The sequence below is a fragment of the Bacillus sp. NPDC077027 genome, assembly GCF_050269555.1.
Classification (GTDB): Bacteria; Bacillota; Bacilli; order Bacillales; family Bacillaceae; genus Bacillus.
Genome location: NZ_JBNNIO010000009.1, coordinates 14,879 through 35,248 on the forward strand (window position 1 = coordinate 14,879; position 20,370 = coordinate 35,248).

20 protein-coding genes and 1 other annotated feature are annotated in these 20,370 nt (G+C 41.2%); all 20 genes read left to right on the forward strand.

All coding sequences use genetic code 11. From position 1 onward, the window contains the following. A complete protein-coding gene (gene rae1, locus ACQKEZ_RS18845; RefSeq protein WP_427303467.1) occupies nt 1–513 on the forward strand; it encodes a ribosome-dependent mRNA decay endonuclease Rae1/YacP in 513 nt (170 codons plus the stop codon). A gap of 63 nt (nt 514–576) precedes the next feature. Further along, a complete protein-coding gene (gene sigH, locus ACQKEZ_RS18850; protein ID WP_427303469.1) occupies nt 577–1,233 on the forward strand; it encodes an RNA polymerase sporulation sigma factor SigH in 657 nt (218 codons plus the stop codon). Between the two features lie 75 nt (nt 1,234–1,308). Next, the gene (gene rpmG / locus ACQKEZ_RS18855) at nt 1,309–1,458 is read left to right on the forward strand and encodes a 50S ribosomal protein L33 (RefSeq protein ID WP_427303471.1); all 150 of its coding nucleotides are present in this window, start codon (nt 1,309–1,311) and stop codon (nt 1,456–1,458) included. Between the two features lie 34 nt (nt 1,459–1,492). Further along, nucleotides 1,493–1,669, forward strand: a complete 177-nt coding sequence (secE, locus tag ACQKEZ_RS18860) for a preprotein translocase subunit SecE (RefSeq protein WP_427303473.1) — start codon at nt 1,493–1,495, stop codon at nt 1,667–1,669. A gap of 174 nt (nt 1,670–1,843) precedes the next feature. Then, a complete protein-coding gene (gene nusG / locus ACQKEZ_RS18865; protein WP_427303535.1) occupies nt 1,844–2,377 on the forward strand; it encodes a transcription termination/antitermination protein NusG in 534 nt (177 codons plus the stop codon). A gap of 173 nt (nt 2,378–2,550) precedes the next feature. Beyond that, nucleotides 2,551–2,976 (forward strand): 50S ribosomal protein L11, encoded by a 426-nt coding sequence (gene rplK / locus ACQKEZ_RS18870; RefSeq protein ID WP_003216956.1) that lies wholly within the window; start codon nt 2,551–2,553, stop codon nt 2,974–2,976. A 100-nt stretch (nt 2,977–3,076) separates the two neighbouring features. Further along, nucleotides 3,077–3,775, forward strand: a complete 699-nt coding sequence (gene rplA / locus ACQKEZ_RS18875; RefSeq protein ID WP_427303475.1) for a 50S ribosomal protein L1 — start codon at nt 3,077–3,079, stop codon at nt 3,773–3,775. Nucleotides 3,776–3,824: 49 nt separating this feature from the next. Then, nucleotides 3,825–3,966: a sequence feature (ribosomal protein L10 leader region), on the forward strand. Between the two features lie 69 nt (nt 3,967–4,035). Next, a complete protein-coding gene (gene rplJ, locus ACQKEZ_RS18880; RefSeq protein ID WP_427303477.1) occupies nt 4,036–4,536 on the forward strand; it encodes a 50S ribosomal protein L10 in 501 nt (166 codons plus the stop codon). A 41-nt stretch (nt 4,537–4,577) separates the two neighbouring features. Beyond that, on the forward strand, nt 4,578–4,943 hold the full coding sequence (gene rplL / locus ACQKEZ_RS18885; protein ID WP_427303479.1) for a 50S ribosomal protein L7/L12: 366 nt from the start codon (nt 4,578–4,580) through the stop codon (nt 4,941–4,943). A 96-nt stretch (nt 4,944–5,039) separates the two neighbouring features. Beyond that, the gene (locus ACQKEZ_RS18890) at nt 5,040–5,645 is read left to right on the forward strand and encodes a class I SAM-dependent methyltransferase (RefSeq protein ID WP_427303481.1); all 606 of its coding nucleotides are present in this window, start codon (nt 5,040–5,042) and stop codon (nt 5,643–5,645) included. 253 nt (nt 5,646–5,898) lie between these two features. After that, nucleotides 5,899–9,480 carry a DNA-directed RNA polymerase subunit beta gene (gene rpoB, locus ACQKEZ_RS18895; protein ID WP_427303482.1) on the forward strand — a complete coding sequence of 1,194 codons (3,582 nt, stop codon included), beginning with the start codon at nt 5,899–5,901 and terminating at the stop codon, nt 9,478–9,480. Between the two features lie 60 nt (nt 9,481–9,540). Beyond that, nucleotides 9,541–13,140, forward strand: coding sequence for a DNA-directed RNA polymerase subunit beta' (gene rpoC, locus ACQKEZ_RS18900; RefSeq protein WP_427303484.1), 3,600 nt, complete (start codon nt 9,541–9,543; stop codon nt 13,138–13,140). A 135-nt stretch (nt 13,141–13,275) separates the two neighbouring features. After that, the gene (locus ACQKEZ_RS18905) at nt 13,276–13,524 is read left to right on the forward strand and encodes a 50S ribosomal protein L7ae-like protein (RefSeq protein ID WP_427303486.1); all 249 of its coding nucleotides are present in this window, start codon (nt 13,276–13,278) and stop codon (nt 13,522–13,524) included. Between the two features lie 113 nt (nt 13,525–13,637). Beyond that, nucleotides 13,638–14,057: a 30S ribosomal protein S12 gene (rpsL, locus tag ACQKEZ_RS18910; RefSeq protein WP_008356518.1), complete on the forward strand. Its 420-nt coding sequence runs from the start codon at nt 13,638–13,640 to the stop codon at nt 14,055–14,057. 120 nt (nt 14,058–14,177) lie between these two features. Then, nucleotides 14,178–14,648 (forward strand): 30S ribosomal protein S7, encoded by a 471-nt coding sequence (gene rpsG / locus ACQKEZ_RS18915; RefSeq protein ID WP_003216884.1) that lies wholly within the window; start codon nt 14,178–14,180, stop codon nt 14,646–14,648. A gap of 53 nt (nt 14,649–14,701) precedes the next feature. Then, a complete protein-coding gene (gene fusA, locus ACQKEZ_RS18920) occupies nt 14,702–16,780 on the forward strand; it encodes an elongation factor G (protein WP_427303488.1) in 2,079 nt (692 codons plus the stop codon). A 118-nt stretch (nt 16,781–16,898) separates the two neighbouring features. After that, nucleotides 16,899–18,089, forward strand: coding sequence for an elongation factor Tu (tuf, locus tag ACQKEZ_RS18925; RefSeq protein ID WP_427303490.1), 1,191 nt, complete (start codon nt 16,899–16,901; stop codon nt 18,087–18,089). A 106-nt stretch (nt 18,090–18,195) separates the two neighbouring features. Continuing rightward, nucleotides 18,196–19,140 carry an alpha/beta fold hydrolase gene (locus tag ACQKEZ_RS18930; RefSeq protein WP_427303492.1) on the forward strand — a complete coding sequence of 315 codons (945 nt, stop codon included), beginning with the start codon at nt 18,196–18,198 and terminating at the stop codon, nt 19,138–19,140. Between the two features lie 233 nt (nt 19,141–19,373). Further along, a complete protein-coding gene (gene rpsJ / locus ACQKEZ_RS18935) occupies nt 19,374–19,682 on the forward strand; it encodes a 30S ribosomal protein S10 (RefSeq protein WP_335350607.1) in 309 nt (102 codons plus the stop codon). Between the two features lie 37 nt (nt 19,683–19,719). After that, entirely contained in the window at nt 19,720–20,349 is a 630-nt protein-coding gene (gene rplC / locus ACQKEZ_RS18940) for a 50S ribosomal protein L3 (protein WP_427303494.1), read from the forward strand. Nucleotides 20,350–20,370 lie beyond the last annotated feature (21 nt).

The window sequence follows — 20,370 nt, forward strand, 5'->3', positions numbered from 1 at the left end:
ATGGATATCCTCTTAGTAGATGGGTACAACATGATTGGTGCTTGGCCAAGCCTACAGCATTTGAAAGAAAATAGCTTTGAGGAAGCCAGAGATGTACTGATTCAACATTTAGCAGAATACCAAGCGTACACAGGGTATCGAGTTATCGTCGTATTCGATGCCCACCTTGTAAAAGGGATAGAAAAGAAGCGGACAAACCATCGTGTTGAAGTCATATTCACAAAAGAGAATGAAACGGCAGATGAACGGATAGAGAAACTGGCCCAAGACTTAAACAACATTCGGACACAAATTCACGTAGCGACATCAGATTATACGGAACAATGGGCAATTTTTGGACAGGGTGCCCTTCGTAAATCAGCGCGAGAGCTATTGAGAGAGATCGAAGTGATCGAAAGAAAGATTGAGACAAGAATCAAGGAGATCACTTCTGACAAACCATCATCGAAAATAAAATTGTCAGAAGATGTATTGAAAACGTTTGAAAAATGGCGGCGGGGAAATTTGGAATAACTTGACGATATTTCAACCATTATTGTATAATATTTCTATCTAGGTGCGGTCGGGGGGATCGAAGTGAATCTAAATAACAACAAGGGTAAACCCATCAGAGAGCAGTTTTGCCAGTTGGAAGATGAACAAGTCATTGAAAGGGTTCATGTCGGAGATAGTGATGCGCTAGATTATTTAATTACGAAATACCGCAACTTTGTAAGAGCAAAAGCACGGTCATATTTTCTGATTGGAGCGGATAGAGAGGATATCGTTCAAGAGGGGATGATAGGACTTTATAAGTCGATCCGTGATTTTCGAGAGGACAAGCTTACTTCGTTTAAGGCTTTTGCAGAATTATGTATTACCCGCCAAATTATCACCGCTATTAAAACAGCTACTCGCCAAAAACATATCCCGTTAAATTCCTATGTATCATTAGACAAGCCAATATACGATGAAGAGTCAGATAGAACGTTATTGGACGTGATTTCCGGTGCTAAAGCGCTTAACCCAGAGGATTTAATCATTAGCAAAGAAGAATTCGATGATATCGAAATGAAGATGGGAGAACTCTTAAGTGAGCTGGAAAGAAAGGTCCTTGTACTCTATCTTGATGGTAGATCGTATCAGGAAATTTCAGAAGACTTGAATCGTCATGTCAAATCAATTGATAATGCGCTTCAAAGAGTAAAGAGAAAACTGGAAAAATATTTAGAACTCCGCGAAATCAGTCTCTAATGAAACCTATATTGACAGCTTTTTCGACACTGTGATAAGGTACTAAAGAAATGATGTCGAGGAAAAGGTGTTAATATGAGGAAAAAAATCACACTAGCCTGTAAAGATTGCGGGAGCCGTAACTATACGACAATGAAAAGTACTGCTTCAGCAGCTGAAAGATTAGAAGTTAAGAAATACTGCAAGACTTGCAATTCACATAAAGCACATTTAGAAACTAAGTAAGATTTGCGTTTTTTAATCTGTGGAGGTCTTTTACATGCGTATTATCCGTTTCTTAAAAAGCGTCGGGAAAGAAATGAAAAAGGTAAGCTGGCCAAAGAAAAATGAAATGGTCCGCTATACGGTGACAGTTATTTTAACAGTTGTCTTCTTTGCGATCTTTTTCTCTCTTCTTGATATAGGAATCTCACAATTAATCGAATTAATTCATTAATACTTGAATAATGGTCTGCTGAACGTGCTATAATAGATCATAATATGACTTGCCAAAAAACCCGTTTTACGGGTTTTTTCAATTGCTTTAAAAAATATCCACCGTTACTTGAGATTCGTTAAATAGACACTAATTGATGTGGGGAGGGAAGGACTAAATAGTCCTGAACAAACAATGGAAAAGAATTGGTATGTTGTGCATACGTACTCTGGCTACGAGAATAAGGTAAAAGCTAACTTGGAAAAACGTGTTGAATCAATGGGCATGCAGGACAAGATTTTCCGCGTAGTGGTACCAGAAGAAGAAGAAACTGATTTTAAAAATGGTAAGAAAAAAGTAGTGAAAAAGAAAGTATTCCCAGGTTATGTACTTGTTGAGATTGTCATGACGGATGACTCTTGGTACGTCGTTCGTAATACACCAGGAGTCACTGGGTTTGTTGGATCAGCAGGATCAGGATCGAAACCGACCGCACTGTTGCCAGGTGAAGCTGAAATGATCCTGAAGAGAATGGGTCTTGAAGAGCGTAAGACAGAAATCGACTTTGAATTAAAAGAAACTGTGAAAGTAATCGACGGACCATTTGCAAACTTCACAGGATCTATCGAAGAGATTGATTATGATAAAAGTAAAGTCAAAGTGTTCGTTAATATGTTCGGTAGAGAAACACCTGTTGAACTTGAGTTTACACAGATCGATAAATTGTAATTTAAAAGAGCTTGAAATGAGTGTATAGAAGTGGTAATATAGCAAAGGTACGTCTTGGGTTATCTCAAGATCGCTAGCTAGTTATTTCGTCATTCATATAAAGAATGAAAGCTTGTTGAGTGGGAGGGGGATTCCCCTATTACCACATCACGGACTTTAAGGAGGTGTGTCTCGTGGCTAAAAAAGTAGTAAAAGTTGTTAAATTGCAAATTCCTGCTGGAAAAGCTAACCCAGCTCCACCAGTTGGACCTGCACTAGGTCAAGCCGGTGTTAATATCATGGGATTCTGTAAGGAGTTTAATGCTCGTACAGCTGACCAAGCTGGTCTTATCATTCCTGTTGAAATTTCGGTTTTTGAAGACCGTTCATTTACATTTATTACAAAAACTCCACCTGCTGCAGTTTTACTTAAAAAAGCAGCTGGTATTGAGTCTGGTTCTGGTGAACCGAACCGTAATAAAGTTGCAACTGTAAAGCGTGATAAAGTACGCGAAATCGCGGAAACAAAAATGCCTGATTTAAACGCAGCAAGCGTTGAATCAGCTATGCGCATGGTTGAAGGTACTGCACGCAGTATGGGTATTGTCATCGAAGATTAATTTTTTGTCTTGTTGGGTTGCGAGTTTGGTTTTGACAAGTTCGCAACCCTTATTCGTGGGAGGTTATTCCGCTAAAACCACATAAGGAGGATTTTTTATAATGGCTAAAAAAGGTAAAAAGTATGCAGAAGCTGTTAAGCTGATCGACCGCACAAAAGCGTATGATGTAGCTGAAGCTGTTGCGCTTACAAAGAAAACAAATACAGCGAAATTTGATGCAACTGTAGAAGTTGCTTTTCGTTTGGGCGTAGACCCTCGTAAAAACGATCAACAAATCCGCGGTGCAGTTGTTCTTCCTAATGGAACAGGTAAAACTCAACGCGTTCTTGTTTTCGCTAAAGGCGAAAAAGCAAAAGAAGCAGAAGCTGCTGGAGCAGACTACGTTGGAGATTCTGATTACATCACGAAAATTCAACAAGGTTGGTTCGACTTTGATGTAATCGTTGCAACACCTGACATGATGGGTGAAGTTGGTAAGATTGGTCGTGTTCTTGGACCAAAAGGTCTTATGCCAAACCCTAAAACAGGAACTGTTACATTCGAAGTAGAAAAAGCGATTAACGAAATCAAAGCTGGTAAAGTTGAATACCGCGTTGATAAAGCTGGTAACATCCACGCGCCAATCGGAAAGGTTTCTTTCGAGGACGAAAAGCTTGTTGAAAACTTTGCAACAATCTATGAAACAGTCCTTAAAGCAAAACCTGCAGCGTCTAAAGGTGTATACGTGAAAAACGTTTCTGTTACATCTACAATGGGCCCTGGCGTGAAAGTGGATCCATCTTCTTTCTCTGCGAAATAAATCTTGACATATCACAAGCATTTTGATATTATCAAAATGTTGTAAAATAGAATAATGTCCATTTATACCGTAGACAGCAGGGGCCTATTGGCTTAAACAACCCGCCGAGGTGTATATGTCACAGCTCTTACGTTAACGTATGCTTGTATATACAGCCTCCATGTCTAGATGGGGGCTTTTTATATGGAGAACCGTTCGTTTGGAACGTGATGGCCTGATCGGTATAAGTGTTACACAAAGAATTTACAGGAGGTGTAACCATGAGCAACGCAATCGAAACAAAAAAAGTAGTCGTTGATGAGATTACTTCTAAATTTAAAGACAGTAAATCAACAATTATTGTTGATTACCGCGGTCTTTCAGTTTCTGAAGTAACTGAACTTCGTAAACAACTTCGTGATGCTGGCGTAGAATTCAAAGTTTACAAAAATACTTTGACTCGTCGTGCGGTTGAGCAAGTTGAATTGTCTGGTTTGAACGACTTCTTAACTGGTCCAAACGCAATCGCATTCAGTTCTGAAGATGTTATCGCACCTGCGAAAATCATCAACGAATTTGCGAAAAGCCACGAGGCTTTAGAAATTAAAGCTGGTGTCATCGAAGGAAACGTAGCGACTGTAGAAGAAGTAAAGGCTCTTGCGGAACTTCCGTCTCGCGAAGGCTTGCTTTCTATGTTGCTTAGCGTTCTTCAAGCTCCAGTTCGTAATCTTGCTCTTGCTACTAAAGCAGTTGCAGATCAAAAAGAAGAACAAGGCGCTTAATGCGTACGTAATCTAAAAAACTTAAAATGGAGGAATTACAAATGGCTTTAAATATCGAAGAAATCATTGCTTCAGTTAAAGAAGCAACTGTACTTGAGTTAAACGACTTAGTAAAAGCAATCGAAGAAGAATTTGGCGTAACTGCTGCTGCTCCTGTAGCTGTAGCTGCTGCTGCTGGTGGCGCTGCTGAAGAGAAAACTGAATTCGATCTAGTTCTTGCTGGTGCAGGAGATCAAAAAATCAAAGTTATCAAAGCGGTTCGTGAAATCACTGGTCTTGGCTTGAAAGAAGCTAAAGAACTTGTTGACAACACTCCGAAACCACTTAAAGAAGGTATTGCTAAAGAAGAAGCTGAAGAACTTAAAGCTAAGCTTGAAGAAGTTGGCGCTTCTGTAGAAGTTAAGTAATCTTCGCCTAATCTCTTGAGAAAGCTCGCTTTTACTGGCGGGCTTTTTCTTTTCTAATCTCCCGAAACGATTGAATCCAGAGGAGGTCTATTCATCATGAGTGACCACTATTATTCGGAAAAGCCATCAGTGAAAAGTGATAAACAGACATGGGACTTCACTTTGAGAAACCGTACCTTTACTTTTGCAAGTGACAGTGGAGTGTTTTCTAAGAAAGAAGTCGACTTTGGTTCAAGGCTTTTAATTGAAGCTTTCGAAGAACCTGAATTGGATGGCGACCTCTTAGATGTCGGTTGCGGTTATGGACCGATCGGCTTATCAGTAGCAAGTGACATGACAAGTCGAACCATTCATATGATTGATGTGAACGAAAGAGCAGTCGAACTTTCAAAAGAAAACGCTGAAAAAAATCACATTGACAATGTTCGCATTTATCAAAGTGATTTGTTCACGAATGTTCATTCATCAGCTGCTTTTGCCTCTATACTGACCAATCCCCCAATACGGGCAGGGAAGAAAGTTGTACATGCGATCTTTGAAAAAAGTGCTGAACGCTTATTACCAGAAGGTGAATTGTGGGTGGTTATTCAGAAGAAACAGGGAGGGCCATCTGCGATTGAAAAGTTAGAACAGCTCTTTGAAGAAGTATCGGTTGTCTTGAAAAAAAAGGGCTACTATATTATCAAAGCTAAAAAAGTTTGACTCAGTTTCCGAGCTGTGTTAACATTATAAAATGCCAATGTGTATATTTTGCTTGATAGGATAAAAAAATAACTATTTTGTATAAATTATACATACTTGGGAAAGCTAATAAAATCGGTATTTGTTTTTGGATGTGGTTTTCTTATTAGAAACCCTTTTTTCTTTTGTCTTGTAAAAGTGTTTCTTTTCTGTCATTCAAAAGGATGAAATACTTTTTACACATATAATACGCATGATTTGAGGGGTGAATCAGTTGACAGGTCAACTAGTTCAGTATGGACGACACCGCCAGCGCAGAAGCTACGCACGCATAAGCGAAGTGTTAGAATTACCAAATCTCATTGAAATTCAAACCTCTTCTTATCAGTGGTTTCTTGATGAGGGTCTTAGAGAGATGTTTCAAGATATATCCCCAATTGAGGATTTTACTGGTAACCTTTCTCTTGAATTCATTGATTACAGCCTAGGGGATCCAAAGTATCCTGTAGCAGAATCAAAAGAACGTGACGTGACTTACTCTGCTCCACTAAGAGTAAAGGTACGTTTAATTAACAAAGAAACTGGAGAAGTAAAAGACCAAGATGTCTTCATGGGTGATTTCCCTATTATGACAGACACAGGTACTTTTATCATTAATGGTGCGGAACGTGTAATCGTTTCTCAATTAGTGCGTTCTCCAAGTGTATATTTCAGTGGTAAAGTAGACAAAAACGGTAAAAAAGGTTTTACTGCGACTGTCATTCCAAACCGTGGCGCATGGTTAGAATACGAAACTGATGCGAAAGATGTAGTATATGTACGCATCGATCGCACACGTAAGTTGCCGGTTACGGTTCTTTTGCGTGCTCTCGGCTTCGGCTCTGATCAAGAGATTCTCGATCTCATTGGCGAGAATGAATACTTACGCAATACTCTAGAAAAAGACAACACAGAGAACGCTGATAAAGCGCTTCTTGAAATCTACGAGCGTCTTCGCCCAGGAGAGCCACCAACTGTTGAAAATGCAAAAAGCTTGATAGATTCACGCTTCTTTGATCCTAAAAGATATGATTTGGCAAACGTTGGTCGCTACAAGATTAATAAAAAGCTTCATATTAAGAATCGACTATTCAACCAAAAATTGGCTGAAACGCTAATTGATCCTGAAACAGGTGAAATTCTTGCGGAAAAAGGTCAAATTTTAGATAGAAGAGTTCTTGATAAAGTTCTTCCATACCTAGAAAACGGCATCGGATTTAGAAAGCTATATCCGAACGGTGGGGTAGTAGAAGATGAAGTAGAGCTTCAATCCATTAAGATATATGCGCCAACTGATCAAGAAGGCGAACAAGTGATTAATGTGATTGGTAATGCGTATGTTGAAGAAGCTGTGAAAAACATCACGCCTTCAGACATCATTGCATCTATCAGTTACTTCTTTAATCTATTACATGGTGTAGGAGACACGGATGACATTGATCATCTTGGTAACCGTCGTTTACGCTCTGTAGGTGAGCTTCTGCAAAACCAATTCCGTATTGGTCTAAGTAGAATGGAGCGTGTGGTTCGTGAAAGAATGTCTATTCAAGACACGAATACAATTACACCTCAGCAGTTAATCAACATCCGTCCTGTGATCGCTTCTATTAAAGAGTTCTTTGGTAGCTCTCAGCTATCTCAGTTCATGGACCAAACAAACCCGCTTGCTGAATTGACACATAAACGTCGTCTATCAGCACTTGGACCTGGTGGTCTGACACGTGAGCGTGCAGGAATGGAAGTTCGTGACGTTCACTATTCTCACTATGGTCGTATGTGTCCGATTGAAACACCAGAGGGACCAAACATTGGTTTGATCAACTCTCTTTCATCTTTCGCAAAAGTGAATCGTTTCGGATTTATTGAGACACCTTACCGTCGTGTTGATCCTGAGACTGGTAAAGTTACACCGAGAATTGATTACCTAACAGCTGATGAAGAGGATAACTATGTAGTTGCTCAAGCGAACGTTCTGTTAACTGAAGATGGTTCGTTTGTTGAAGACAACATCATCGCTCGTTTCAGAGGGGAAAACACGGTTGTACCTCGAAACCGCGTTGACTATATGGATGTATCACCGAAGCAAGTTGTATCAGCAGCGACAGCTTGTATCCCATTCTTAGAAAATGATGACTCGAACCGTGCACTAATGGGAGCGAACATGCAACGTCAGGCTGTTCCTTTAATGCAGCCAGAATCGCCAATTGTCGGTACAGGTATGGAGTATGTATCAGGTAAAGACTCTGGTGCAGCCGTTATCTGTCGCCACCCAGGTTTGGTAGAGCGTGTTGAAGCGAAGAACATTTGGGTTCGCCGATATGAGGATGTTGATGGCCAACAAGTGAAAGGAAACCTAGACAAATACAGCTTGCTGAAGTTTGTCCGTTCTAACCAAGGGACTTGCTACAACCAACGCCCGATTGTGAGTGTTGGGGATGAAGTAGTAAAAGGTGAAATTCTTGCAGATGGTCCATCAATGGAAAAAGGTGAGCTTGCTTTAGGGCGTAACGTCATGGTCGGCTTCATGACTTGGGACGGTTATAACTACGAGGATGCGATCATTATGAGTGAGCGCCTTGTAAAAGATGATGTCTATACTTCTATTCATATTGAAGAATATGAATCAGAAGCTCGTGATACAAAACTCGGACCAGAAGAAATTACTCGAGATATTCCTAACGTCGGTGAAGATGCACTACGTAACCTTGATGAACGAGGCATTATCCGAATCGGTGCTGAAGTCAAAGATGGTGACCTTCTCGTTGGTAAAGTGACGCCAAAAGGTGTAACTGAACTAACAGCTGAAGAACGTCTATTACACGCTATCTTTGGTGAGAAAGCACGTGAAGTTCGAGATACATCTCTACGTGTTCCTCATGGCGGCGGTGGTATCATTCATGATGTGAAAGTCTTTAATCGTGAAGATGGGGATGAGTTACCTCCAGGTGTTAACCAACTAGTTCGTGTGTACATCGTTCAGAAGCGTAAGATTTCTGAAGGTGACAAAATGGCCGGACGACATGGTAACAAAGGGGTTATCTCTAAGATCCTTCCTGAAGAAGATATGCCGTATCTTCCAGACGGAACACCAATTGATATCATGCTAAACCCACTAGGAGTACCTTCTCGTATGAACATCGGTCAGGTACTTGAGCTTCATATGGGTATGGCTGCACGTTACCTTGGCATTCACATTGCATCTCCAGTATTTGATGGTGCGAATGAGGAAGATGTTTGGGAAACGCTTGAAGAAGCAGGCATGTCTAGAGATGCGAAGACAGTGCTTTATGATGGTCGTACTGGTGAACCATTTGATAACCGTGTATCAGTCGGAATCATGTACATGATTAAACTGGCTCACATGGTAGATGATAAGCTTCATGCTCGTTCAACTGGACCATACTCACTTGTTACGCAACAGCCTCTTGGAGGTAAAGCGCAGTTTGGTGGACAGCGTTTCGGAGAGATGGAGGTATGGGCACTTGAAGCATATGGTGCTGCATACACACTTCAAGAAATCTTAACAGTGAAATCAGATGACGTTGTTGGTCGTGTGAAAACATACGAAGCAATCGTTAAAGGGGATAATGTTCCTGAACCTGGTGTCCCTGAATCATTTAAAGTATTAATCAAAGAGCTTCAAAGTTTAGGTATGGATGTGAAAATCCTATCTGGTGATGAAGAAGAGATAGAAATGAGAGATTTAGAAGACGATGAGGAAACGAAGAAAGCAGACGGATTAGCGTTATCTAATGACGATGAAGCTGCAGAATTCGCTCCTGTTGATCTTGAGCGTGACGTTGTCACAAAAGAATAGCAGAAACGATTGAGCAAGTGACTAGGGTATAACCCGAAGATTAAAAGGGAGGTAGGCCCCTTGCTAGATGTGAACAATTTTGAGTATATGAACATCGGTCTCGCATCACCTGATAAAATCCGGTCTTGGTCTTTTGGTGAAGTGAAAAAGCCTGAAACGATTAACTATCGTACACTAAAACCAGAAAAAGATGGTCTCTTTTGTGAACGTATCTTCGGACCACAGAAAGACTGGGAATGTCATTGTGGTAAATATAAGCGCGTTCGTTACAAGGGTGTTGTATGTGACCGTTGTGGTGTAGAAGTAACACGGGCGAAAGTCCGACGTGAGAGAATGGGGCATATTGAACTGGCTGCCCCAGTTTCCCACATTTGGTATTTCAAAGGTATCCCAAGCCGTATGGGTCTTGTTCTTGACATGTCTCCACGAGCTTTAGAAGAAGTGATTTACTTTGCTTCTTATGTTGTGACAGATCCAGGCAACACACCGCTTGAAAAGAAACAACTTCTTTCTGAAAAAGAGTACCGTGCATATTTAGATAAGTACGGCAATACTTTCCAAGCAGCAATGGGTGCTGAAGCAATTAACAAACTTCTTCAAGATATCGATCTTGTAAAAGAGGTAGAAGCACTGAAGGAAGAGCTGAAAACAGCTCAAGGTCAAAGACGTACTCGTGCGATCAAACGCCTTGAAGTGCTTGAAGCTTTCCGTAATTCAGGCAACAAACCATCTTGGATGATCCTTGACGTTCTTCCGGTTATTCCGCCAGAGCTAAGACCAATGGTTCAGCTAGATGGTGGACGCTTTGCGACATCTGACTTGAACGATCTATATCGCCGTGTCATTAACCGTAACAACCGTCTGAAGCGTCTATTAGATCTTGGTGCACCGAGCATCATCGTACAGAATGAGAAGCGTATGCTTCAAGAAGCTGTCGATGCCTTGATCGATAACGGACGTAGAGGTCGCCCTGTTACTGGGCCTGGAAACAGACCTTTAAAATCTCTTTCTCACATGTTGAAAGGGAAACAAGGACGTTTCCGCCAAAACTTACTCGGTAAACGTGTTGACTATTCTGGTCGTTCCGTTATCGTCGTAGGACCGCATTTAAAAATGTATCAATGTGGACTTCCAAAAGAAATGGCTCTTGAACTATTCAAGCCGTTCGTCATGAAAGAACTCGTTGAAAAAGGCTTGGCACATAACATTAAGAGTGCGAAACGTAAAATTGAACGTGTACAACCGGAAGTATGGGATGTCTTAGAATCAGTGATTCGCGAGCACCCTGTGCTATTGAACCGTGCACCGACACTTCACAGACTTGGCATTCAAGCGTTTGAACCTACACTTGTGGAAGGACGCGCAATTCGTCTTCACCCACTTGTATGTACAGCCTACAACGCTGACTTTGATGGTGACCAAATGGCGGTTCACGTTCCATTATCTGCTGAAGCACAAGCTGAAGCACGTATCTTAATGCTTGCTGCGCAAAACATTTTGAACCCGAAAGATGGTAAACCAGTTGTTACACCATCTCAGGATATGGTTCTTGGTAACTATTACTTAACGCTTGAGCGCAAAGGTGCAATCGGCGAAGGTATGATCTTTAAAGATACAAGCGAAGCGCTTATTGCTTACCAAAATGGATATGTGCATCTTCATACGCGTGTAGCAGTTGCTGCCAGCTCATTGAAGAATGTCACTTTCACTGATGAGCAGCGTTCTAAACTGTTGATGACAACAGTTGGTAAGCTGATCTTTAACGAAATTTTACCGGAATCATTCCCATATATGAATGAACCGACAAAGAGCAATATTGAAGAGAAAACGCCTGACCGCTTCTTCCTTGAAAAAGGTGATGATGTCAAAGCTGCGATTGAGAAACAAGAGATTAATGCGCCATTTAAGAAAGGCATCTTAGGGAAAATCATTGCGGAAATCTTTAAGAGATTCCACATTACTGAGACGTCTAAAATGCTTGACCGCATGAAAAATCTTGGTTTCAAATATTCGACAAAAGCGGGTATTACCGTTGGTGTATCTGATATCGTCGTATTAGATGACAAACAACTAATCCTTGAAGAGGCACAAGTGAAAGTGGACAACGTAATGAAGCAATTCAGACGTGGTCTCATCACAGAAGAAGAGCGCTATGAAAGAGTTATCTCTATCTGGAGTGCTTCTAAAGATGTCATCCAAGGTAAACTGATGAAGTCCCTTGATGAAGTCAACCCAATTTACATGATGAGTGACTCAGGAGCGCGTGGTAACGCATCTAACTTCACTCAGCTTGCGGGTATGCGTGGTCTGATGGCCAACCCGGCTGGTCGTATCATTGAACTTCCGATTAAATCAAGTTTCCGTGAAGGTCTGACGGTATTAGAATACTTTATCTCCACTCACGGAGCGCGTAAAGGTCTTGCCGATACAGCCCTTAAAACAGCTGACTCAGGTTATCTGACTCGTCGTCTCGTAGATGTTGCACAGGATGTTATCATCCGTGAAACAGATTGCGGAACTGACCGTGGAATCTTGGCAAAATCAATCAAAGAAGGCAATGAAGTGATTGAAAAACTTGAAGAACGTCTTATTGGACGTTTTGCAAGAAAACCAATTGTTCACCCGAAAACAGGTGAAGTGATTGTAAAAGAAAATGAACTAATCGATGAAGATAAGGCACTTGAAGTAGTGGAATCTGGCATCGAAGAAGTATGGATTCGCTCTGCGTTTACATGTAACACGCCTCACGGTGTATGTAAACGATGCTATGGTCGAAACCTTGCAACTGGAACTGACGTTGAAGTCGGTGAAGCAGTTGGAATCATTGCTGCACAATCTATCGGTGAGCCTGGAACGCAGCTTACAATGCGTACGTTCCACACAGGTGGGGTTGCAGGAGACGATATCACTCAAGGTTTACCTCGTATCCAAGAGCTTTTTGAAGCGCGTAATCCAAAAGGGCAAGCAACCATTTCTGAAATCGATGGTGTTGTCGCTGAAATCAACGAAGTGCGTGATAAACAACAGGAAATCGTGGTTCAAGGCGAGGTTGAAACCCGTTCATATACAGCTCCTTACAACTCTCGTTTGAAAGTGGTTGTGGGAGACAAAGTTGCACGCGGTGAAGTACTGACTGAGGGTTCTATCGATCCGAAAGAATTACTCAAAATAACAGACATGACAGCTGTTCAAGAATACCTACTTCATGAAGTACAAAAAGTATATCGTATGCAAGGTGTAGAAATCGGTGATAAACACGTTGAAGTTATGGTTCGCCAAATGCTTCGCAAAGTTCGTGTCGCTGATGCTGGGGATACAGATGTATTACCAGGTACGCTTCTTGATGTACATCAATTCACTGAAGCGAACAAGAAAGTATTGTTCGAAGGCAAACGCCCTGCTACAGGTCGTCCAGTCCTTCTTGGTATCACAAAAGCATCACTTGAAACAGATTCCTTCTTATCAGCTGCATCATTCCAAGAAACAACTCGTGTCTTGACAGACGCAGCGATTAAAGGGAAACGCGATGAATTACTCGGCTTGAAAGAAAATGTCATTATCGGTAAACTTGTTCCTGCTGGAACGGGAATGCCGAATTACCGCAAAGTAAAGCCGATTTCTCAAGTTCAACCGACTGATGATATGGTGCCTGTGGAATAGAATTTTTTTAAAAGAACATCAAAAAATGGTGAAGGATGTCAAGATAATATCTCTTACGATATTGACATCCTTCTGCCATGATGATAATATAACCAAGGTGCTCTAAATAAAACCTGTTACTTTGGAGGATATTCAATGTCTTATGATAAAGTATCACAGGCTCAATCCATTATTATTGGTACGAAGCAAACAGTAAAAGCTCTGAAACGAGATTCGGTAAAGGAAATCGTCGTAGCAAAAGATGCTGATCCTGCTCTAACGACTAGTGTAATGAAACTAGCAGAAGAGAAAGGTGTAGACATTTTAATGGTAGATTCCATGAAAAAGCTCGGCAAGGCCTGCGGAATTGAAGTTGGGGCAGCAGCTGTTGCCATTATGTTATAACGTACTCATTTGTTTTTGCATGCTCAAAATTGCGAAAACATTGTTTTTTGCCTTTTGATGAACCACCTGGGTATGTGGGTTATAAAAAAAGTAATGAAGGGAGGAATATCAACATGCCTACAATTAATCAGCTAGTACGCAAAGGACGCGTGAGTAAAGTTGAAAACTCAAAGTCTCCTGCACTTAACAAAGGATACAATAGTTTCAAAAAAGAGCACACTAACGTAACATCTCCACAAAAACGCGGGGTTTGTACTCGTGTCGGCACGATGACACCGAAAAAACCAAACTCAGCACTACGTAAATATGCTCGTGTACGTTTGTCTAACCTGATTGAAGTGACAGCTTACATTCCTGGTATCGGACATAACCTACAAGAGCACAGTGTAGTATTAATCCGTGGCGGACGTGTAAAAGATTTACCGGGGGTACGTTACCACATCGTTCGTGGTGCACTTGATACTGCCGGAGTTGACGGCCGTATGCAAGGACGTTCTAAGTACGGAACAAAACGCCCTAAACAAAGCAAATAATATAAACAAACATAAGGGTTTTTAGAAGTCATTACGAGATCAGTTGAGTCAATGCACTGACAATGAAACTGAAATCAAGACAGATAGAAATCCTTTCAAAAGAGAAGGGAGGCTATTCAGATGCCACGTAAAGGTCCTGTTGCAAAAAGAGACGTTTTGCCAGATCCAATTTACAATTCTAAACTTGTATCTCGTTTGATCAACAAAATGATGATCGACGGAAAAAGAGGGAAGTCACAAACAATCCTGTACAAGTCATTTGACATCATCAAAGAACGTACTGGTAATGAAGCGATGGAGGTTTTCGAACAAGCCTTGAAAAACATCATGCCTGTACTAGAAGTTAAAGCACGTCGTGTAGGTGGAGCTAACTACCAAGTACCTGTAGAAGTTCGCCCAGACCGTCGTACGACTTTAGGTCTTCGTTGGTTAGTTAACTATGCTCGTCTTCGTGGAGAAAAAACGATGGAAGAGCGTCTTGCTAACGAAATCCTTGACGCAGCTAACAACACTGGTGCTGCTGTTAAGAAGCGTGAAGACACACACAAAATGGCAGAAGCGAACAAAGCATTCGCTCACTACCGCTGGTAGGATTTACACCAAACTAAAAAACTATTTCCTAATAAGGAAGGAGAAATTACCCAATGGCAAGAGAGTTCTCCTTAGACAAAACTCGTAATATTGGTATCATGGCTCACATCGATGCCGGTAAGACGACAACGACTGAACGTATCTTGTACTACACTGGTCGTATCCATAAAATTGGTGAAACTCATGAAGGAGCTTCACAAATGGACTGGATGGAACAGGAGCAAGAACGTGGTATCACAATTACATCTGCTGCTACTACAGCACAATGGAAAGGTTACCGTGTAAACATCATTGATACACCTGGACACGTAGACTTCACTGTTGAAGTTGAACGTTCATTACGTGTACTTGATGGTGCTGTTGCTGTTCTTGATGCACAATCAGGTGTAGAGCCACAAACTGAAACAGTTTGGCGTCAAGCAACAACTTACGGAGTACCTCGTATCGTATTCGTTAACAAAATGGATAAAACCGGTGCGGACTTCCTTTACTCTGTAGGTACGCTAAAAGATCGTCTTCAAGCAAACGCTCACGCAATTCAATTGCCGATCGGTGCTGAAGACCAATTTGAAGGAATCATCGACCTTGTAGAAAACGTAGCATATTTCTACGAAGATGACCTTGGAACTCGTTCTGATGCAAAAGAAATCCCTGCTGAGTATAAGGACAAAGCTGAAGAGCTACGCAACAGCCTAATTGAAGCTGTAGCTGAGCTTGATGAAGGGCTTATGGAAAAATACCTTGAGGGTGAAGAAATCACAATTCCTGAATTGAAAGCTGGAATCCGTAAAGGAACTTTGAATGTTGAATTCTATCCAGTTCTTGTTGGTTCTGCTTTCAAAAACAAAGGTGTTCAACTTGTGCTTGATGCTGTGCTTGACTACCTACCTGCACCAACTGATGTTGCTGCAATCAAAGGTATCACTCCTGATACCAATGAAGAGGTAGTTCGTGAGTCTTCTGATGAAGCTCCGTTCTCTGCACTTGCATTTAAAGTTATGACTGACCCTTATGTTGGAAAATTAACTTTCTTCCGCGTATACTCTGGAAGCCTTGATTCTGGATCATACGTGAGAAACTCATCTAAAGGCAAGCGTGAACGTGTTGGACGTATCCTACAAATGCACGCTAACAGCCGTGAAGAGATCTCAACTGTTTATGCAGGGGATATCGCTGCCGCTGTAGGTCTTAAAGATACTTCAACTGGTGATACTCTTTGTGACGAGAAGGGCCTCGTTATTCTTGAGTCTATGGAATTCCCAGAGCCAGTTATCGATGTTGCAATCGAACCTAAATCTAAGGCTGACCAAGATAAAATGGGTATCGCTTTAGCTAAACTAGCTGAAGAGGATCCAACATTCCGTACACAAACAAACCCTGAAACTGGTCAAACGATCATTTCTGGTATGGGTGAACTTCACCTTGATATCATTGTTGACCGTATGAGACGTGAGTTCAAGGTTGAAGCTAACGTAGGGGCTCCTCAAGTTGCGTACCGTGAAACATTCCGTTCTGGTGCAAAAGTTGAAGGTAAATTCGTACGTCAGTCTGGTGGACGCGGTCAGTTCGGACACGTTTGGATCGAGTTTGAACCAAACGAAGAAGGCGCAGGCTTCGAATTCGAAAATGCAATCGTCGGTGGGGTTGTTCCACGTGAATACATCCCAGCTGTTCAAGCAGGTCTTGAAGATTCTCTTGACAATGGTGTATTAGCTGGATTCCCATTAATCGACATCAAAGCAAAACTATTTGATGGATCTTACCACGATGTTGACTCTAACGAAATGGCGTTCAAAATTGCTGCATCTATGGCTTTGAAAAATGCTGTCAGCAAATGTAACCCAGTCCTTCTTGAACCAATGATGAAGGTAGAAGTCGTTATCCCTGAAGAATACATGGGAGACATCATGGGAGATATCACATCACGTCGTGGACGTGTAGAAGGTATGGAAGCTCGCGGTAACGCTCAAGTTGTTCGCGCTATGGTTCCACTTTCTGAAATGTTCGGATATGCAACTGCACTCCGTTCTAACACACAAGGACGTGGTACTTTCACTATGTACATGGATCACTACGAAGAAGTGCCTAAGAGCATCAGTGAAGAAATCATCAAAAAAAATAAAGGTGAATAATTGATTTTGCCTTTAAACTAAAGTATAACTACTATTGAAGATCAGAAAGTGAGAGTTAACTCTTCACTTTCTATCACTCTATATCAAATACAATGAACCTTTAAGGAGGATTTTTAGAATGGCTAAAGAAAAATTCGACCGTTCCAAATCGCATGCTAACATTGGTACAATTGGACACGTTGACCATGGTAAAACAACTTTAACTGCTGCTATCTCAACAGTTCTTCATAAGAAGTCTGGTAAAGGATCAGCTATGGGATATGACCAAATCGATGGTGCTCCAGAAGAGCGCGAGCGTGGAATCACAATCTCAACTTCACACGTCGAGTATGAAACTGATACTCGTCACTATGCACACGTAGACTGCCCAGGACACGCAGACTACGTTAAAAACATGATCACTGGTGCTGCTCAAATGGACGGCGCGATCTTAGTAGTATCTGCTGCTGATGGTCCAATGCCACAAACACGTGAGCACATCCTACTTTCTCGTAACGTAGGTGTACCTTACATCGTTGTATTCCTTAACAAATGCGACATGGTTGACGATGAAGAGTTACTTGAACTTGTTGAAATGGAAGTTCGTGACCTTCTTTCTGACTATGACTTCCCTGGTGACGATGTTCCAGTTATCAAAGGTTCTGCTCTTAAAGCTCTTGAAGGAGATGCTGATTACGAAGCAAAAATCTTTGAACTAATGGATGCGGTTGATGAATACATCCCAACTCCAGAGCGTGACACTGAGAAACCATTCATGATGCCAGTTGAGGACGTATTCTCAATCACTGGTCGTGGAACAGTTGCTACTGGACGTGTTGAGCGTGGACAAGTTAAAGTCGGTGACGAAGTAGAAGTTATCGGTCTTCAAGAAGAGAACAAGAAAACAATTGTTACAGGTGTTGAAATGTTCCGTAAACTTCTTGACTATGCTGAAGCTGGTGACAACATTGGTGCACTACTTCGTGGTGTATCTCGTGAAGACATCCAACGTGGTCAAGTACTTGCTAAACCAGGTACAATTACTCCACACAGCAAATTCAAAGCTGAAGTTTATGTTCTTTCTAAAGATGAAGGTGGACGTCATACTCCATTCTTCACTAACTACCGTCCGCAGTTCTACTTCCGTACAACTGACGTAACTGGTATCGTTCATCTTCCAGAAGGCGTTGAAATGGTAATGCCTGGTGATAACACTGAGATGGTTGTTGAACTTATCTCTACTATCGCGATCGAAGAAGGTACTCGTTTCTCTATCCGTGAGGGTGGACGTACTGTAGGATCTGGCGTAGTTTCAACTATCGTTGAGTAATTAATAATAAAGAGACTCCTTTTATGAGGAGTCTCTTTTTGCTTTTTCATAGAAGAACCGCTACTATAATCTATAGAATCTATATGGAACCGAGAGGATCATTCGAATGGAGAAGCCAATCTTTAAAAAGTGGAACATTGGTGGGATCGATCAATGGATCATGATCAATAAAAATCAAACACATTACGAAAAGCCAATTCTATTGTTTCTGCACGGTGGCCCTGGTACAGCACAAATCAGCTATATTGATCTGTTTCATCAAGAATTGGACAAATATTTTACTATGGTCAACTGGGATCAACGAGGTGCTGGACTTTCTTATCACGAGGATATTCCTCTTACATCAATGAACATCAATCAATTTATTGAGGATACCATTGAGCTCTCAGAAAAGTTACTCGCTTTTTATGGTCAATCGAAGCTGTATCTCGTAGGCTATTCTTGGGGATCACTTTTAGGAATTCAAGCCGTAAAAAGGAGACCTGATTTGTACTATGCCTATTATGGTATAAGCCAAGTTGTCAATGTGCAACAAGAGGATGTTATATCGTACGAACTTCTGCTTGATCGGATAAAAACAAAAAGGCTATTTACAGCTTGTATGCGAATGCTCACCCCACCTCCATGGAAACGCACGTATTCACATGCACTTTTCTATATGTTCAAGGAATTTGCCAATGTAGGGCTTACTCATAAATGGAAGCCGTTTGTTCAATTGATTAGTGGTTTTATATGTAGCACACATTATGGGTGGAAGGACAAGTTAAAATTTTTAAAAGGACAGAAATTCAGCCAGCGTGCGTTATGGAAAGAACTCATGCAAGAAAGTATTCAAAACCGAGTTTCTTCTATATTAATACCGTGTTACTTTTTAATTGGTAAACACGACCTTATTACACCACAAGCTATTTCAAAACCATATTTTCAGCAATTGACAGCTCCTATAAAAGAATGGTTCACATTTGAAAAATCAGCACATTCTCCACACATAGAGGAGCCACAAAAATACATGAGCATTCTCCGTAAGACGGCAACTTACCATCTTAAGTGAAAGCTTGATTTATAGACAATTCCCCTGTATAATATGAAAAGTGTGCAAATCATAAATTTATTGGATTTATTATTGCAACACGCAGATCAATTTGTTACAATAGTGCATGTTGGTCTTTGACTGCGATGAAGTGAGAGGTTGCTGACACACCCGGCCGCTTTGCCATGGCAAGGTGATCAGGTTTTTCTCACGGAGAACTGTCTAACGTAAGTAGGCGAAAAGGAGGGAAAATAATGGCAAAACAAAAAATTCGTATTCGTTTAAAAGCATATGATCACAGAATTCTTGATCAATCTGCTGAAAAGATTGTTGAAACGGCTAAACGTTCAGGTGCTAGTGTATCTGGTCCGATTCCGCTTCCAACTGAGAAATCAATTTACACGATTCTTCGTGCGGTGCATAAGTACAAAGATTCTCGTGAGCAATTTGAGATGCGTACTCACAAACGTCTAATCGACATCGTGAATCCAACTCCACAAACAGTTGATGCTCTTATGCGATTAGATTTACCATCTGGTGTAGATATCGAAATCAAACTTTAATTCAAATAGAAAACACATATTATAGGAGGTGTGACGAATGACCAAAGGAATCTTAGGTAGAAAAATTGGTATGACGCAAGTATTCGCAGAAAACGGTGATCTTATCCCTGTAACTGTTGTTGAGGCTGCTGCAAACGTTGTTCTTCAAAAGAAAACTGTTGATACGGATGGCTATGAAGCAGTCCAAATCGGTTTTGATGACAAACGTGAAAAGCTTTCTAACAAACCGGAAAAAGGCCACGTAGCTAAAGCGGAAACTGCTCCTAAGCGCTTCGTAAAAGAATTACGCGGTGCGGAGTTAGATGCGTATGAAGTTGGTCAGGAAGTCAAAGTTGATATTTTCGCAAATGGAGATATCGTAGATGTAACAGGTACATCAAAAGGTAAAGGGTTCCAAGGTGCTATCAAACGCCACGGACAATCACGCGGACCAATGACTCACGGTTCTCGCTATCACCGTCGTCCTGGTTCAATGGGACCTGTTGATCCAAACCGTGTATTCAAAGGTAAACTTCTTCCAGGTCGTATGGGCGGAGAGCAAATTACTGTCCAAAACCTTGAGATCGTAAAAGTTGATGCAGAACGCAACCTTCTTTTGATCAAAGGAAACGTACCAGGCGCTAAAAAATCTCTAGTTACTGTAAAGAGTGCAGTTAAATCTAAATAACTCTCTTAGGAAAGGAGGAAA